16 protein-coding genes are annotated in these 17,576 nt (G+C 38.5%); 2 read left to right on the top strand and 14 right to left on the bottom strand.

Translation table 11 applies throughout. The annotated features are described in order from the left end of the window. Positions 1-99 precede the first annotated feature (99 nt). The gene (locus IGI52_RS24315; RefSeq protein ID WP_207487918.1) at positions 100-657 is read left to right on the top strand and encodes a TetR/AcrR family transcriptional regulator C-terminal domain-containing protein; all 558 of its coding nucleotides are present in this window, start codon (positions 100-102) and stop codon (positions 655-657) included. A 363-nt stretch (positions 658-1,020) separates the two neighbouring features. Here the strand turns inward: IGI52_RS24315 and IGI52_RS24310 are convergent, their stop codons facing one another. The 12 genes from IGI52_RS24310 to IGI52_RS24255 form a co-directional block, all read right to left on the bottom strand. Beyond that, positions 1,021-2,070: a galactitol-1-phosphate 5-dehydrogenase gene (locus IGI52_RS24310; RefSeq protein ID WP_438782609.1), complete on the bottom strand. Its 1,050-nt coding sequence runs from the start codon at positions 2,068-2,070 to the stop codon at positions 1,021-1,023. Between the two features lie 19 nt (positions 2,071-2,089). Then, positions 2,090-2,968, bottom strand: a complete 879-nt coding sequence (locus tag IGI52_RS24305; protein ID WP_438782608.1) for an aldose 1-epimerase family protein — start codon at positions 2,966-2,968, stop codon at positions 2,090-2,092. Between the two features lie 10 nt (positions 2,969-2,978). After that, positions 2,979-3,416: an RbsD/FucU family protein gene (locus IGI52_RS24300; protein ID WP_181235910.1), complete on the bottom strand. Its 438-nt coding sequence runs from the start codon at positions 3,414-3,416 to the stop codon at positions 2,979-2,981. An 18-nt stretch (positions 3,417-3,434) separates the two neighbouring features. Beyond that, positions 3,435-4,439, bottom strand: a complete 1,005-nt coding sequence (locus IGI52_RS24295; protein WP_438782607.1) for an aldo/keto reductase — start codon at positions 4,437-4,439, stop codon at positions 3,435-3,437. Positions 4,440-4,461: 22 nt separating this feature from the next. Continuing rightward, positions 4,462-5,970, bottom strand: coding sequence for a xylulokinase (xylB, locus tag IGI52_RS24290; RefSeq protein WP_438782606.1), 1,509 nt, complete (start codon positions 5,968-5,970; stop codon positions 4,462-4,464). Positions 5,971-5,987: 17 nt separating this feature from the next. Next, positions 5,988-8,300, bottom strand: a complete 2,313-nt coding sequence (locus IGI52_RS24285) for a glycoside hydrolase family 95 protein (RefSeq protein ID WP_438782605.1) — start codon at positions 8,298-8,300, stop codon at positions 5,988-5,990. A 68-nt stretch (positions 8,301-8,368) separates the two neighbouring features. Next, entirely contained in the window at positions 8,369-9,178 is an 810-nt protein-coding gene (locus IGI52_RS24280) for a PTS system mannose/fructose/sorbose family transporter subunit IID (protein ID WP_181235914.1), read from the bottom strand. Continuing rightward, positions 9,175-9,963 (bottom strand): PTS mannose/fructose/sorbose/N-acetylgalactosamine transporter subunit IIC, encoded by a 789-nt coding sequence (locus tag IGI52_RS24275; RefSeq protein ID WP_311855919.1) that lies wholly within the window; start codon positions 9,961-9,963, stop codon positions 9,175-9,177. The genes IGI52_RS24280 and IGI52_RS24275 overlap by 4 nt, the downstream gene beginning before the upstream one ends. 91 nt (positions 9,964-10,054) lie before the next feature. Continuing rightward, entirely contained in the window at positions 10,055-10,525 is a 471-nt protein-coding gene (locus IGI52_RS24270) for a PTS system mannose/fructose/N-acetylgalactosamine-transporter subunit IIB (protein ID WP_438782604.1), read from the bottom strand. An 18-nt stretch (positions 10,526-10,543) separates the two neighbouring features. Continuing rightward, entirely contained in the window at positions 10,544-10,990 is a 447-nt protein-coding gene (locus IGI52_RS24265) for a PTS sugar transporter subunit IIA (protein WP_137439117.1), read from the bottom strand. A gap of 197 nt (positions 10,991-11,187) precedes the next feature. Then, complete coding sequence (locus tag IGI52_RS24260) at positions 11,188-13,965, bottom strand: sigma 54-interacting transcriptional regulator (RefSeq protein ID WP_438782603.1); 2,778 nt, start codon at positions 13,963-13,965, stop codon at positions 11,188-11,190. 296 nt (positions 13,966-14,261) lie between these two features. After that, positions 14,262-15,308, bottom strand: a complete 1,047-nt coding sequence (locus IGI52_RS24255; protein ID WP_438782602.1) for a zinc-binding dehydrogenase — start codon at positions 15,306-15,308, stop codon at positions 14,262-14,264. 629 nt (positions 15,309-15,937) lie between these two features. Here IGI52_RS24255 and IGI52_RS24250 point away from each other — a divergent pair. Beyond that, on the top strand, positions 15,938-16,312 hold the full coding sequence (locus IGI52_RS24250; protein WP_438782601.1) for a YxeA family protein: 375 nt from the start codon (positions 15,938-15,940) through the stop codon (positions 16,310-16,312). A 184-nt stretch (positions 16,313-16,496) separates the two neighbouring features. Here IGI52_RS24250 and IGI52_RS24245 read toward each other — a convergent pair whose 3' ends face one another. After that, the gene (locus IGI52_RS24245; RefSeq protein WP_438782600.1) at positions 16,497-16,937 is read right to left on the bottom strand and encodes a hypothetical protein; all 441 of its coding nucleotides are present in this window, start codon (positions 16,935-16,937) and stop codon (positions 16,497-16,499) included. A 376-nt stretch (positions 16,938-17,313) separates the two neighbouring features. Beyond that, the gene (locus IGI52_RS24240) at positions 17,314-17,556 is read right to left on the bottom strand and encodes a hypothetical protein (protein WP_438782599.1); all 243 of its coding nucleotides are present in this window, start codon (positions 17,554-17,556) and stop codon (positions 17,314-17,316) included. Positions 17,557-17,576 lie beyond the last annotated feature (20 nt).

The raw sequence follows: 17,576 nt of genomic DNA, 5'->3' as shown, positions 1-17,576 counted from the left end.
CCACTTTACAAAGTACACTTACAAAAGGTTTCTTTTGTAAGAAATTTCCTGCATTACCTTAACAAAATCTCAATTCTGTAAAACGAAAGGAGCCTATTTATGACAAACAAAACCAAAGACCAGCTATCCCATAATTTTCTCATCCTACTTAAAACGAAAGGTATTGAGGAAATTTCAGTGAGTGAATTATGTAAAAAAAGTGACATTAGTCGAGAAACATTTTATTATCATTTTCAAGATAAATACGATCTGATTAGTTGGATTTATGGATGTCAAAAAAAATCAATTATGAAACAATATTTTGGCACAGAGCCTTGGTCCGCTACTTGTACGCGTGTACTTAAACTGATTCGCGAGTATTCTACCTTTTATCGAAGAGGTTTTTCTGATACATCCTACCAAAATTTAGAGCGAGCGATGAACGACTACACTAATGAAGTTTTTTCAAATGTGATTTCTCAGGAAAATCCGCAGCGAATACTATCAAAAGAAATGGAATTTTTTATTCGTTTTAACTCCCATGGTGCGGTGTCTATGACCAAAGAATGGGTGGAATCTGGAATGATTGTCCCTGAAGAAGAACTTGGCAAATTATTAGCCGATTCAATGCCGAGTAAAATGAAAGATTCCTTTGATAGCGCACTGCCAGCAAAATAATAAGAGATCACCCAACTCATTGATCACTCTCTTAGCCTATTGCTTCTCTTTTTAGTTTTTCTTTAGTTGTTGGTTTAAACCATTTCTGGGACTCTTGAATAGTAGATTCTGTATTTCATTGAAGGACGTGAATTTCTGTTTTTCGATATTGTACCGCCGATTTTCAAAGAATGTCGTGCAACTTGAAATTTTCTTCTGGGCTTAGTAAGGAAAATCAGTTCATAATCGGTAACACTTTTTCCATCTATATAATTAAAAACGAAATGGGGTCGTTATACCAAATTGGACAATAAAAAACTGATCGCCAGTTTTTTAACTATCGATCAGCCTTCTTAAGGTGTTTGAATTTATTGTTCGCTTACGTTATTGTTCACCACTAATTTTGTACAATAATTTAATTTGCGGCGATTCTTTTTCAACCATCAATTCAAATGGTTTTTCCTTGTCCTCTAATGCAAAATATCCAGTAATTAACGAAGAGATATCTAGCACTTTAGAGTCCATATAGCGCAATGCGGCTGTCCATTCAAAGCCTGGAAATGGTCCTGAATACGACATCCAAGCTCCTGTAATGGTCACTTCTTTTCTAAGTATCTGTTCAAATTCTTCCGGTTCAAATGAGATAGGCTTCGTCATGGTTCCGATATAGGCGATTTGTCCCATCTTGGATACAAAATCCAACGCCTGTTTCTGAGTAACATGGCTTCCCGCTGTTTCTACGACTATTTCAGGTAAATCATTTTTGTCGTAATAATCCTCTAATGAGAATTCATTAGGATTGATCCCTACATCGGCGCCTACTAATTTTGCCGCGGCTAATTTCTTGCTGTTTAAGTCTACAACTACAATACTTCCTACGCCACGAGCTCTTAAAACGGCCACTGTCAGTAAACCGATCGTGCCAGCTCCTAACACTAAGACAGTTGCGCCTGCGCGCAAGTTTAAACGTTCCACTCCATGAATGGCTACAGTAAGGGGCTCAACTAATGCTGCTTCATCTAATGGCAGACTATCTGGAACAATGACGCAATTTTCTTCTGGAACAGCAACAAACTCAGCCATCGCTCCTTGCTGCCTTGACCCGATAAAACTGTATTTTCCGCCCATAGCTGGATTGTTCCCAGCCCAATCTTCTGGCGGTGTTAATGGCACAAGCGGTGCTACCGCAACTCTATCTCCTTTTTTTAATTTAGTTACAGTTGCTCCAATTTCTTCAACAACTCCGGAAAATTCGTGCCCTAATACCTGCGGAAAGGCATGGACGCCACCATCAAAAAATCTTGGCAAATCAGAACCGCAAATTCCACAAAAAGCAACCTTTACTAAAACCTCGTCATCCTTGATTTTTGGCCTGTCCATATCTAACAGTTCCATGTTTGCTACATCCGTTACTACTAATGCTTTCAATTGCACTGCTCCTTTCGAAATTTCTTTAGCCGATCTCAATCACATAATTGCAAGTAAATTTATTGTTGGGACTAAGTCTGTTTATGCCTCTTTTCTCTGTTAATAAACCCGTGCTGTCACTATCATCTGCTATTCCGCACCAAGGCTCAATACAGACAAAATTGGATTGTTCAGGGTAGGTAGACCATATTCCTAAGTAAGGCATTTGATCATAACTGACTTTGAGTATTCGCTCATTCCGATGTACTAGCTGAATTTCGGTTTTTGATGTTGTACAGAAAATGAGAACTCCTTCACTGAACAGTTCTTCATTTAATGAATAGGTAGACTTCTTTGGATCGTTTTCACTGTATTTATCGCTATACCTAGTCAATACCTCCACCGAATCTATCGGGATTCTTTCCATCGGCTCTTCAGAAGTAATCACTAAAAGATTATCGCTGTCATTCGGAATGTTAAAACCAGGGTGAGCACCTACTGAAAAGAGCAGCTCTTGGGAATCACTCGGATTTACCACCCGGTAATCAACACGAAGAGCATTTCTGTCCAGCGTGTAAATAACGTCAAAAACGAACATGAAGGGATAGTTAGCCAATGTTTCTTTTGTTTGGCTTAGTCTCAAGATTGCTTTGTCCGCTGCATATTCAACAATTGAAAATTCCATATCTCGCGCAAACCCGTGCTGAGTCATAGGATATTCGTTTCCATTGTAGACAAAGTGATCTTCTTTTAATTTCCCAACAATGGGAAACAGGTTCGGAGCATGTCTGCCCCATTTTTCTTTATCAGCCTGCCAAAGGTACTCTTTTTCCTGATGCAAAATACTTGTTAATTCTGCCCCAAGAGTATTCACGCGGACGTTTAATTCTGAATTAAAAAGTCTAATCTCGGTAATAGTTATCAACTCTTTCTCATCAAGGCGTTGGATTGACAACGCCCTTTTTTATAATAATATTGGCATATAGAGCACTTTCACCGCTCTTTATCACTGCGTAGCAATTCTTTCCCCGTCGATAAAATTCGGGCTTATCGATCTTTTCAGGAACAATTTTTCTTCCTTCTGCTTTTTCCAGGATGAGATCATATTCATCCCATATAACTGGTACATAAGGATCATCTGCCAATACTTCCATATAATAAACGGGGGTATCCACATAGCTATCCAATGGAACAAACTGCAAAATAGCGGTTAATAATTCTACAATATTATGCCCATCCATATGGATAACTAAATCGGGTTGTCCAAATTTTGGATAATTCCCATCTGCTATCAGCAATTCATCACCATGTCCCATCTCCATAATGATTTTTAATAGATCAGGCGTTAAAATACTTGGAATTCCTTTCAGCATTCGGCTCACTCATTTCCTTTATTCTGTGATTGTTCCATCGATATCCCATAAGTCTTCCCAGCCCTTTGCATGCTCCCAGAGAAAAACTTGTCCTTTGATGAATCGGCAATTCTGATCAATCGAAGCCAATACAGCCATCTCTTCCTCCGTTAATGGATCTTCTATCGTAGATTTCAGATTGCTTAAGTATTCATTTTCGTGAATGGAGAACGGAATAGGTATCTGTCCGCGCTGCACAGCCCATTTTAGACAGACCACGGCTGGATGAATCTGATGATTCTTAGCGATTTCGATCAACTCAGGCATTTCAATATCGACTACATCGCTTTCTGTTTTATCTCTTTCTGGTCTTGTAGGCGAGCCAATCGGACAAAAACCAATCGGTTGGATGCCTTTTTCGACACAATATTCATACAATTCAGGCTGTTGGAACGATGGGTGAAGCTCCATTTCAATCAATGTTGGTTGGATTCTGCATAGTGGAAGAACGGCCTCTAATTTGGGGATAGTCATACTTGACATCCCAATATGCTTAACAAGTCCTTTATCATACGCCTCCTCTAATTGCTTCCAAGTATCCATAAATTCCTCGACGCTAAATGGTTTTGAATCAGGATTTCGATCATCTGGTTTGGCGAAGGGCGCGTGATAATTTGGAAATGGCCAGTGAATAAAATAGGCATCCACATAATCTAACTGCAAATCGGCTAAAGTCTTTTTCAGTGATTTCTCAGCTTCTCGGTGCTGATCATTCCAAACTTTCGAAGTAATAAATAGTTCTTCTCTTGATACAATCCCTCGACTGATTGCATCTGCGAAGACTTCTCCTATCAAATCCTCGTTGCCATATACCGCAGCGCAGTCGAATAATCGATAACCGACTTCAATCGCTCCTTTAACAGCATTTGAAATTTGTTCAGCAGTAAATCGATCAGAACCAAACGTTCCCATTCCAATACAGGGAATCTCTTCACCAGTAGCTAATCTTTTTTTCGGTACCAAATTTGGATCAATTTTCTTCATTTTTATACTTCCTCTCTTAACGTTATTTCGTCATTACTGGCTTGAGTTGTTGATAAATCAAGCGATAATCTGAGTAAAGCTTGGAATAAACAGCCTCCGAACTTCTATCCGGGTCATGAACGCGTTGGGTAGAAACAGTTTTCTCGACCGCGTCTTCAAAATCCTTATAGAGTCCTACTGCTACACCCGCTAATAAGGCTGCACCTAGAGTGGTCGCAGTATCTGAACTCGGAACGACTATTTTCTTTCCTGTAACATCTGATTTTATTTGTGTCCAAATCAAGCTATTGGCTGCACCGCCAATTGATCGCAGCTCCTTAATTTCAAGGCCTAATGATTCAGCGACCTCAAGATTATGCTTCAATGAAAAGGCCACACCTTCATAGCCTGCTCGGATCAGGTGTTCTTTCTCTTTAGTGAAATCCAAACCATAATAAACGCCCTTAGCATCAGGATTCCAAATTGGCGAACGTTCTCCCGCCATATAGGGTAAGAAAATAACTCCTTCTGACCCAGCCGGGATTTTTTTCATCGACCTTTCCATTTCATAAAATTGATTGGTTTTATTTTTCTTAGCAGCAGCTTTTTCCAAGTGACAAAAACTATTCAACATCCACCGGGCAACACCAGCTCCTCCTACAGTTCCTCCTTGTAAGAGCCATTTATTCGGAACCACATGATAGCTAAGAATCAGACGGGGATCTGCCTTATACTCCTCGATACAGATACTCATTCCGCCTGCCTGCCCCCCTTGCTCTTGAGTTTCTCCTGGGGAGATGACTCCTGCCCCAAGTGCTCCGCATGCAGCATCCAGACCGCCTGCAACGACGGGAATCCCAGCTGGCAAGCCTGTCTCTAAGTAAATAGCTTCAGTGGTATGCCCTACAATCTGATGACATTCATAAATCTCAGGAAACAAGCTTTGACTTAACTCCAACACCTCCAACATGCTCTGATCGTATTTTCCTGTTCTCATATCAATGCAATGCAAACCATAGCCCTGTGATTTATCCTGCGAGATTTTTCCAGTGAGTTTATACACGATATAGCTGTTTGATTGTAAGAATTTATTTACATTAGAAAATAATTCAGGCTGATGTTTTTTAAACCAAAGGATTTTTGGTAATGAATACGTTGGTTTGAAGGGGTTTCCCGAAACCTTGAAAAAGGCCTCTTCACCAATTTTTTTATTCCATTCATCACATATTTTTTGAGCTCGTTGATCCATCCAAATCGGTGTGTTCCCTAAGACAGTGCCATTTTTATCTATCGGAATCGCCGACCAGCTCTGACCGTCTACACCAATCCCTTTAATTTGTGCTGGATCGACCTTTTTTCTTTTCAGCATGACTTTTATTGCTTTACTTACTTCAGTCCACCATTCATTTGGATCTTGCTCAGCCCAGCCCTCATTTGGGTAATAGACGTTGTAGCTCCCTGTTTGCTGATCCAAAACCGCTCCTCTTTCATTGAAAAGAGCGACTTTACATGAGGATGTTCCAATATCAATTCCTAATAATACTTCCTCCATGATTTTCCACTCCTGTACTAGAACGATAATTCCTTCTGCCCATTCTTATCTAAAGTAACTAACTCTTGATACGTATCTTCATCGAAACTATTTTCTGCTTTTATCCGGATCTTCAAATTATCTAAAGGTCTACCTTCTATTCTTACTTTTGTTATTTTTTTATCCTTCCAAAAAACGTCAATTTTCTGCCCGCCACGAACTCGAAAGCCCTTTAAGTAGCCTGAAGCAAAATCATTTGGCAGTGCCGGCAGGAGTTCAATCATCTCATTTTGGCTTTGGACCAGCATTTCACAAATTCCATTTACTGCTCCAAAGTTGCCATCTATTTGAAATGGCGGATGATCATCTAATAGATTAATCAGAGTGGAATTTCTCAATAGCCCATACAATTCATTTACTGCCGCTTCTCCATCCTGTAATCTAGCAAAGAAATTGATCAACCATGCTGAACTCCAGCCTGTTCTCGTACTTCCCACAAATCCTGTTCCGACCCAATTATTGATGGCCTGATCCCGCTTAGCTTCTTCTAGATAGTCTCCATATTTTAATCGACGCTCAATCGTTTTCCTTGCCGCTTTAGCCAATTCAGGTGTTTTTTCTAGACTAATTTCATTTGCTGGATGCAAGCCAAATAACGGTGAAATATGACGATGTCCAGGTTCAACTTCTTCATAATCTTCCAGCCATTCCTGTATTTGCCCATGTCGTCCAATTTTGGTTTTCGGTAATCGTTCATAGATAGCCATTGATCGCCGAATGAGCTCGTCAGATTTTTCCAATGTCCTAGCTGCATTCACCAAGCAAGAAAGGAAGAAACGTAAAATTTGATTATCAATCGTTGGAGAAAGGCAAAGATTTCCTTCGACTCCCTCTTGCGTTCGATACTTATTTTCTGGAGATACAGAAGGTCCCGTAACCAAATACCCCCTATATTCAAATAGATAGTCCTCGTAAAATGCTAAGGCCTCTTCAAAAATTGAGAAATACTTACCCAAAAATGCTTTATCCTGCGTATACTCAAAATGTTCCCAAATATGACAGCATAACCATGGAACAGTCATTGGCCAAATTGCTGCTCCAATCGCATGAGATTGGGGAGCGGTATCATAGAATCCATCGGTATTATGATGAGCGGTAAACCCTCTAGCGCCATACATTTTTTGCGCTGTAATTCTTCCATTAGGTCTCATTTTCTCCAGCATTTCAAATAACGGGAGCTCTACTTCCGCCAGATCGCAAGGTCCCGTAAGCCAATAATTCATTTGAGTGTTAATATTTATCGTATATTTTGATCCCCAAATCGGATCAACATCTTCAGACCACAGACCCTGAAGGTTTGAAGGCAATCCTTTTGGGTTGCTTGAAGAAATTAAAAGGTATCTGCCGTAATCAAAATATAGTTGGATCAAACCATTATCAGATTCACCACGCTTCACTGACTCTAAACGCATATCTGTAGGAATAGTAGATTTTTCATCCTGATCAAGCGACAACGCTACTCGATTAAATAGCTCTTGATACTTAGCGATATGTCGTTCTTTTAAAAGTGCGTGGTCAGAAATGTCTAAATTTTCTAATTTTTCTTCACAGGCTTTTTCTCCTTGGGGTGTCCAATAATCGGTCGAAGAGGTCACCGCGAGAACTACTTCTGTATTGTCGCGGCACACGATGGTCTCTCCGATAACTTCGATCTGCCCGTCTACACAAAGAGCTTTGCAGCCCACCTGAAAAGCTGTTCCCTTTTCGCCGCCAGCATGAGCTTGCATGATGATTCCTGAATCATCAAATTTCCAAACCGCGTCATTGAATCGTTTTTGACGTCCCAACTGAATGTTGAGATTTAACTTTCCCGCTTCCGAACTAGAATATTTAATAATAAGAGCGTTGTCGGTATGACTAACAAAATACTCTCTTTTAAACACTGTCTTTTCTACCTTATAACTAGCAGAAATCACAGCGGTCTGTAGATCCAACCCTCGGTAATACTCTTCGATTTTAAAAGCGTTCGTTCCAAAATCTTGGTTAATAAACAGTTCTCCTAAATATTCATAATGGCTCTGATCTCTTGGCGTGCTAAACATAGCTAATTTAGCTAGTTTCTCCGCTTCTGAAATTTTATTCTCCATTAAAAGATTTCGAATATCTGGTAGATATTTTAAAGAATCAGGATTATTTCTATCTTTTTCGTGACCTCTATACCAAACAGTTTCTTCATTTAGCTTTATTAACTCATTCTCCACATTGCCGTAAACCATTGCTCCGAAATGTCCATCCCCCAACGGAAGAGCTTCATTCCAATTTCTAGCATGTTGCCGATACCACAGATGCATTCTAATCCCTCCTAAAAAATACTCAGAGCACTTATAGAGATGACTCTATTAGTGCTCTTATAAAAACACTATTGAACTAATACACCTGCTAAAACTAATAAAATAGAAATGATCATAATGCCAAAGATCATTAACACGGGACTTTTACCTTTGCGAACAAGCTTAAACATGCCTAATGTGACTAGCAGCGGCAACAGCTTAGGGAAGATTCCGTCAATCATCTCCTGTAACGAAATAGTTAGATCGCCTTGAACGAATTTGAAGCCCAAATTAACAGAAACCATCTGAGGGATAAGCCCCCCTACTAAGATTAATCCAAGAGCTACTGCCATATTGGTAATTCTTTCCAATGTGCCCTTGCTTGAGCTTTGTTCGATTAATTCCGAGCCACTTGTGTATCCTTTATGCAAGCCAAAATATTTTAACGCAATATTCAGTACGTTGAATAACACTAAAGCAATCACTAATCCAAGTGGATTTCCCTCTTTTGCATAAGAAGCACCTAAGCTCATACAAATAGGCACAAGTGTTAACCAAATCAGACTATCTCCCAGTCCAGCAAGCGGGCCCATTAGCCCTATTTTGATCCCTGTAGTTGCATCTGATTTGTCATTTCCGCCTTGCTCTTCCATTGCAGAAGTAACTCCAATAATGAATGGTGCAGTAGATTGATGCGTATTAAAAAATTCCAGATGCCTTTTCATAGCTTTGGACATTTCTTTTTCTCCGGCATTGCCATATACCTTTTTCAAAGTCGGTAAAATAGTATATAGAAAACCTAAATTCTGCATACGCTCATAATTCCATGAGGAACCGTAAAAAAACGAACGGACAAAAATTTGATTTAGCTCCTTTTTTCCAATTACCTTTTTCATCATAAGTCATAGTCCTCCTCATCTTCATCGCTTATTGAGACACTCGTATTTGTTGCGACCGCTTGATTCTTTGATTGAATCAGATCAAAGAAATAAGCAATAACAACCCCTATCAAAGCAATTCCAACTGTTGACATATTGCCAAAAGCAGAACAAATAAACCCAACAAGTAAGAACACCCACATATTTTTTTTCAGCATCATGTTCAGCAACATACCAAAACCAATTGCCGGCATAATTCCACCAGCCACGGACAATCCAGTCATCACCACTTCCGGAATAGCCTTAAACAAGCTCTCTACATAGTCGCCACCTAACATGATCGCTAAGAATACGGGCACTACTTTAAACAACACAATAATAAAGAGACTCGCGTAGTGATAGAGTCCGATACGGCTGATGTCTCCTCGATCTGCCGCCTTATCTGCTTTATTTACAAAATAAATGTCAGCTGTTTTGGCTAATACATCAAGTTGCTGCGTAACAACTGCCACTGGAACGGCGATAGCTACACCTGCAGTAACGCCCTTTCCAGACATAATTCCGAAGGCTGTACCCACAATTGCACCTGTGATTGTATCTGGAGGCGTGTACCCGCCAATCCCTGTAACTCCCAGCCACATTAATTCTAAGGTGGCACCAATAATCATCCCTTGAGTAAAATCTCCCAAAACAATTCCAGTCATCGCACCAGTAACTAACGGTCTATGAATCATAAATAATGGCCCGTTGTAATCTACTGCGGCTATAACAGTTACTAATGATAATAAAATAGCTGTTCCTAACATCTCTCTTCCTCCTTGGTCAAATGAATCACTTCTTGATTTTTAACATCGCTATAATGAAGCAATCTTCCGATTACTAATAAAGACTAATCAGCTATAAAAATTTACTCATTTCGGATATTTTGTCATTAGGAACCATTTGTATCTGCACATCGATTCCCTTAGCGATGATGTTTTTAAAATGTTCCCGATCCTCGTCGCCTATCGCTACACCGCCTGTAATCTTCTGTCTTTCATCGTTCTTACCCATTTGTCCAACATTTAAATATGGAATTTCTACCCCATTAGATAAGCAGGTATCTACATCTTTAGGATTCGTAAAAATAAGCATTGTACGTTTCTTTATGGGATTTTTTTGATAAACCCTAATAAATTTTTCAACACCAAAAATAATGATCTTCACTCCAGATGGAGCAGATATTTGTAGGATGGATTGCTGAACCTTGTCCTCGTTTACTTTGTCATTTACAATGATAATTTGTTCAATCTCATGCCTCTTAACCCAAGTCGTTACCACCTGTCCATGAACAAGCCGATCATCAATTCTCACAAATTCGATTGCCATACCTTTTTCCTCCTTTTTTTATAATGAATACTCATCATTATCACTATTAACTACTTCTTTTTCCATTCCACAGAGCTGCTCAGAAAATATTTTTATTCCTTCTGAACCACATGATTTTAACTTCAAGACCAATTCATCCAGTGTTAGCGTTTCCTTAAACGATGCTGCTTCTAAAATCATTGGTAAATTGACACCTGTAATAATCTCTACATTCTCATTTTGAAGGGCAATTCTTGCAGCAGCATTGTATGGAGTTCCTGAAAACAGATCGACTAAAAATAAAACATCTGCCTGCCCATTAAACGTATTCAATACAGTCTCATACTTAGATTGAAGCTGATCCAATCCCTCTCCTTCATTAAAGGGTATCGCCTTAACTTTCTCATCTTTTCCAAAAATCATTTCAAATCCATTGACTAATCCAACAGATAAATCCCCGTGACCTGTAACAATGATTTCAGTCATTTTCTCACACCTTTCTCTACTCACTTCTTTATTATGCAAGTGATGTGCCAAACAGTGTTTCAATATAATAAAAAGCCTATTCCACTTAAGGAACAGGCCTTTTTTAATAAATAATCAAAACGATTGTTATCTATTTCGAAACACTTCTAAAACACTTTATTTATTTCAAAAACACTTGCTGGTCTTTTTAAAACGCTTTAGGGTTCAAGTAATATTTCTCCTATAAAGAGTTTCTCGTCTTTGCTTAACTCTAGTTCTAAGCTCTCTTCAATTGAAACCAGACTTTTAGAGACTATTGGAAGAAATTCTCGCAGCTCTTCTCTCACATCATCCCCGTAATGGATACCTTCTCCTTTGATCGTTCTTTCAAAAGCAAAGGCTGTGTGGATCAATAGTTTAATGATCGTCGCATTTGAGAAGTTCTTTTCCAGCAGCATTTGTAATTCTTTGGTCCATTCCAACAAATGATCAGAAATTTTATAGGGATTCAAGTAAATAAGATGCGTGATAAGGGTATCTAGGCATAAATCCTTGGCGGTAGTGTTGGCTTCAATATTGTTGTCATTTTTTTCGGCACCTAATAAATGCCTCAGTACAATCTCTCCCTCTCCTTCAATCAACTTTTCTAATGGAATAAATGGAACGTCTAACTTAGGATCTTTCGTACCAACAGAGGCGACAATTTGATATTTATCTTCTAACTTAGGAATCTCCTGTTTCATCTTCAAAGAAGACACATTTAAAACTTGAACGGAATTATCAGTGGAGTCGTAGATAATATGATTCAATATAGACTCGATTTTTTTCGCTGTGCCGCTGCCAGTCATACAGATTGAAATGACCGCTTTCTTCTTTCCATTGTTTGCTTCTTGCAGCATGATAGAGGACATAAAATCCTTTTTCACAGATTCGTAAATGCCATTAAGCTCCAAATTCATATAGTTCAATTTTCTAACAACATCCAACACCATACTCGTAGTAACCTGTTGAATAGTTTTTATAGCCACACCTGTTTCTTCTTGCAATCGTGCTTCCATCATCGCCAGTGATCCCATGTCCACTAACATCAGTACACCTTTTCCATCATCGATTTCTTGGATTTTATGGACCAACTGATCAAAAATTTCGTTGGGTGAAATGCTAAGTGACATATCCAGAGCTGTAATAGGTGCGCTGCCAAATAATTCTGTCGCTACGTTTACCATAGAGCTAGCGGTTGAGTCTCCGTGGGCAACGACCAAAACACTGACCGTACTTTTTTCATCCAATGTCTTTATTGAAACAATCAGCATTGCTAAATACACAATTTCAATCTCTGGCAAAACAATACTCAGCTTTTCTGATATTTCACGATTAAAAAGCTTCGCTACTCGATATTCCTCTGGATGTTCATTTTTAAGTAAATCGGCATCGAAATTACTAATAATATTTTCTTTATTTCCTCTTTTAAGATACGCATCAATGTGCATGCCAATATAATAAAGAAATTTTCGGTCAAATTTATAATTCAGTTCTTCGTCAGCGATCTCTTTGAGCCGTACGGCTAATTGAGAGACTTCAGGATCAACGAACTTGAGCAGGTAATAATTCATACTTGTATTAGAAATAAATTTTTCTATATACAAATGCAAATCCGTTAGAATATATTGATGGATTTGTTCAGAAGAGATTCCTTTTTCTTCCAAAATCGTGACTTTCTCTTCAATCAAGTCATAGATATTAAAATCATTGTATTCATCGTCTAGCGCTTCCGTTTGATCATTTGGATAGATGACTGTCGTAACATCTAAAAACTCAGAAAGTGCTTTTGATCTCTGGATGTTCTCACTGTTTGAGATCCACTGTTCTCTTATTTCATCAGGTAAATCTTTTACTAATATCTGTATTTCTTCTGTTTTATGAAGGCTGTTCAAAAAAGCCTGTGCGCAGACTAGCTGCACCTGTGATTTTAGTTGACCTACGTTGCCATAATTGACAGTTTGAATTAAGGCATTTATTACATCAATGTCAATCCGCAGTACTTTTTGAACTCTTTTTGATTCATTGGAGAACAAGAATTTTGTCAATTCAATTTTTTCTTGAAGCGAACGATCGCTTAATTTGGGTATTTGGATCGTCATAGGAATTCTTCTTAAAAAAGTATTTAGCAGCGTCGAATTAGGATTCTCTGTTGTCGCACAAATAATTAAAACATTTGCTTTTCTTTTTCTGCTTGTTTCTCCTAAGCGACTAAACACTCCCTGATCAATGAAATAAAAAAGCATTTCTTGACCTTCTGGAGTCAGTCGATGGACTTCATCCAATAATAAAACCCCGCCATCAGCTTTCTCAATTAAACCGACATGATCCTCATTCGCTCCTGTGAACGCTCCTTTGCAGTAACCAAATAGTTGAGACAATAGCAACTGAGGATTGTGATGATAATCGGCACAATTAAAGCTAACAAAGGGCGCTTTTTCTGAAAAAATTTTCTCATAAACCGCATATTGATAAATTCGATTAGCAAAATACGTTTTCCCAGAACCGGTTGGCCCTAAAAGAAGCATATGTAAGCCATTTGGAGGATAATAAACAGCCGCTTTGGCTTGAGAAATGGCTTTTCTCAAGCTTCCCTTATGGCCAATCACCAAATCAAACGGATCTTGATTTTTAAACTCCCTTTCTTTCTCAACCACTTTATCATCAGGTATCAATTCGGATAAATCCTTGACTTCAACTAATCCTTTGGGAAGCTCTATCCCTAGTAAATCCTCCACAACCTCTAGCGGAAGATAATTTACTGGATACGTTTTCACTTTTATCACTTTTCTTAATTTTACTAACTTGTTTAATTCTAAACTGGTATTGGATCGAGTTAACGCTAATTGCTCTGCCAGATCACTAGCAGAAGAGCCCTGCTTCTTTAGTAAGTGTTCTTTGGTTGATGCTTCCCATTCTTCAAGTAATTTTTGATACACTTTATCTATTCTTTTCATCCGATCACTTCCTTTTTTTGAAACACTGTTTTCACAAGTATAGCAAAAAGAAACGCTTTTAAAAACACTCTGGGAACATTCCTGAAAAATCACTAAATTTTTGCGTCTTTTTGTATCCTAAGGGCTGATTAATTAGAATAGACGTTCTTTGTATTAATGATACACACCTTAACGATGCTCATTTCCACTCCTAACAGCACAAAAAAATCATAGCAAAAATCTGCTTATTGATTGGTCTAGTGACCTCAACAATACAAGATTTTCACTATGATTTTTTTACTGATCATTTTTAGAATTTACTCAGACACAATCACCATTGATTTAATCGTTTTACGCTCCTGCATATCTTGATAGGCTTGGTTAATATCATCTAGTTTATAGGTTTCAGTAAAGACACGACCCGGATTAATGTCACCGTCTAGAACTGCCTTAAGAAGAAATTGTTTGTCATAGGTTGTGACCGAGGCAGAGCCGCCGGCAACAGAAATATTTTGAGCGAAGGTTGAACCTAATGGCCGATTATTATAATGGGGCACACCGACATAGCCAATGCGACCACCATTATGCAGAACACCTAGAGCTTGTTCAATCGCGGCTTCTGTTCCTACACACTCAAGGGCAGCATCTGCGCCACCGCCTAGAAGCTCGCGAACTTTGGCAATCCCTTCTTCTCCACGCTCAGCTACTACAGCAGTTGCGCCTGACTGAAGCGCCATCTTCTGACGATCTTCGTGTCGGCTCATAAGCACGATTTGAGAAGCCCCGCGCATTTTAGCGGCGATGACCGCACACTGACCGACAGCTCCATCACCGATTACCACCACTTTATCACCCTTTTCGACATGGGCGCAGCGTGCCGCATGGTAGCCTGTTGGCATCACGTCTGCTAGAGTCAAAAGCGACTTAATCATGCCTTCTGTATAATCTGATGGTTGTCCTGGAATCTTTACCAATGCCCAATTGCCATAATGGAAACGAATATATTCTGACTGGAAGCCATTAGACCAATTGGTGGCACCTTGATGACGATCACAAGTCCCGTCAAAGCCCGCGCGACAAGCATCGCATTCACCGCAGCCGTGTGTAAACGGCACAATCACAAAATCCCCCGGCTTAACCGTAGTGATCGCAGAACCGATTTCTTCGACGATCCCTAGAGCTTCGTGCCCATCATTAACAGAATGGGCTTCTTTATTATCCCCATGAGCATAAGACCAAAGATCAGAACCACAGACACAAGCTCGAACAACTTTGATGATTACATCATCATCGGCTTGCAGACTTGGTTTAGCCACTTCCTCTACTGTTACTAATCCCGCTTTTTCAAAAATTGCAGATTTCATAAATAAATACCAGGAACGACCGAAAAACTTTTCGGCGTTCTTTCCTTTCCTAATTGTCTTTTTTTGATTTCAATTTTATTCATTGACTTACCTTTAGCGACTTACAAAACTGGAAGAGCGATTATCTAGTTCAGCTGTTGTCTGCCGCTCAAAGTTGGAGGTATTTTTAAAGCTTTCAAGGCGTCTTTCCTCTACCCCTTTCGATTATCCTGTCATCTTGCCATCAATTCTTCCGTCAATGGAAGTCATCATGTGATAAACAATAAATGGTCTCTTCATCTGATTTCTCCCTTCATTTTTGATCTCTTTATCATTCATGAAAACAGTTGCGGACATTCCATTACGAAGGCCCTGAAATCATAATAAACCTAAAGTCAACTTTAGGAGCAAGAGAAAAGCAGGAAATTTTTTTAAATTTCTGTTCAATGGCCTCAATTAGTAAAATAGAAAATCTCTTTGAAAATTCATTTTTTGGGATCATGCAACAAACTAAAAAGAATGGGGCTTTTATTTCCTTAAATCCTTTGGTAATAAACTTACCTTACAAAATTGTTCGTTTAGGATCAGACCTTAGTCCGGTTCTTTATTGTCATCTTTTTTGTACTCTTTTGTAGAAAGGGCGGATTCGTTTGAAACGACTAAGTGGTTTTTTATTTATAATAACATTGTTGCTGGGTGGTTATTATCTTTGGTATCACCAAAACTATTCAACGCAAGAGTATTACACAAAAATTACAACAAATGGCGAAAGAATTAACGTAGCTATTAAGAATGGCAAAGAGACTTATCCTCATTATCGCTATCGCTTAAATGCCTATAACCAAAAGAACGAGAAGAAAGAAGTTGAGTTTAATTCAGTGGATAGCGTACCATTAAAGAAAGATGCGTATCTTGTTCTTCATATAAACAAAAAGAAAGGCGTTATCGGATGGGAAGAAGTAAAAGCTAGTAAAATTCCTTCTATTATCATAAATACCTTAAATCATGAAGCTTCGCAGCAGTGATTCTCTGTCTTTTTAGAAAACATGACATTGCTTCGTATTACATGAAAAAGAACCCAATACGTTGAAATTGCACAGACAATTTCGAGTATTGGGTTCTTTTTTATTGAAGAAAAGTACAAGCTTAGCTGTAAATGAAGGTTTTCAAGCTCTTCTTCGATTTTAAAGTTATGGTGATTTTACAATATTAGTACGACAAAATAGAAATAAGAGTGAACATGACCCCGATCACACTGCAATATAGACCGATTTTCTTTTGATTTCCCACAATTTTTTCAGCCATCTCTCGCGGAGTTAGGACGACCTGCAGCTGATTATCAGGATTTTCCTCCAAATAATGATACCAAAAATCAAATTGCTGATCGATGGTTGGGCTGCAAATAACTACTAACGAAAGAGAATAATAACTGACTGCTAACAATAGAATAGAAACAAACAAAGAGCCAGACGTTATCAATGCATAGATTGCCCCCGAGACTGCCCCGATGATACCAATGATGAATCCCAAAATAGCAAACAGGATTACACCCTTTTTAGGATTATGCATATGGATACGCTGATAAGCCTCTAAACTGGATTGACGATATTTCAAATCCGCCTCTGATAACTCTGGATATTTCTCTTTCACAAGCTGCTTTTTGTCGATTTTAAACTGTTTGTTTTCCCTCTTTATTTTCAATCCTTTTACGATAAAAAAAACTATAATGATAACACATATGACGATAAGAAAAATGCGAATATTGCTCATACCTACACCTCAACAATTTGAATAGTTTCTATTATAATAACAAATTAAACGCACGGTGAGAATAAAAAAATAATTTTAACTTGTTTATGGGATAATCAAGCGTGATCAAACGCCATTGGATTGTGAGGCTTTCTTCAATCTATAACTAAATAGAACAACATTGTTTAGCTTCCTTTGGTTAAATCTCCATTCCCAACCCTCTATAAACAGTCTGTCTAAACAAAAAGATCACTCGAAAATGAGTGATCTGCCCTTTTTATAATACACATCTGTTCAATACTGCTTCTCCTGCATCAGACAAGAAAAAGAATTTAAACGGATTTCTTAGTGAGCCGTTACCTTCGAAAATACTGCCTTGAATAAATCCGCTTTCCTTCAAGATTTCGATACTTTCTTCAAACTCTGCTTTAGATGCTTTAAAAAATTGATGTGTTAAATTGTTGAAATTCTTTTTAGCAATTTCGTTTAAAATATCATACTCTAGTTCATTTATTCTCATCGTACTCTTCCCCTCTTAAA

The organism is Enterococcus sp. DIV0187, from assembly GCF_051713785.1.
GTDB classification, from domain to species: Bacteria; Bacillota; Bacilli; order Lactobacillales; family Enterococcaceae; genus Enterococcus_A; species Enterococcus_A avium.
The sequence above is the reverse complement of the archived record's forward strand: the minus strand, read 5'-3'. Positions and strand labels throughout refer to the sequence as shown.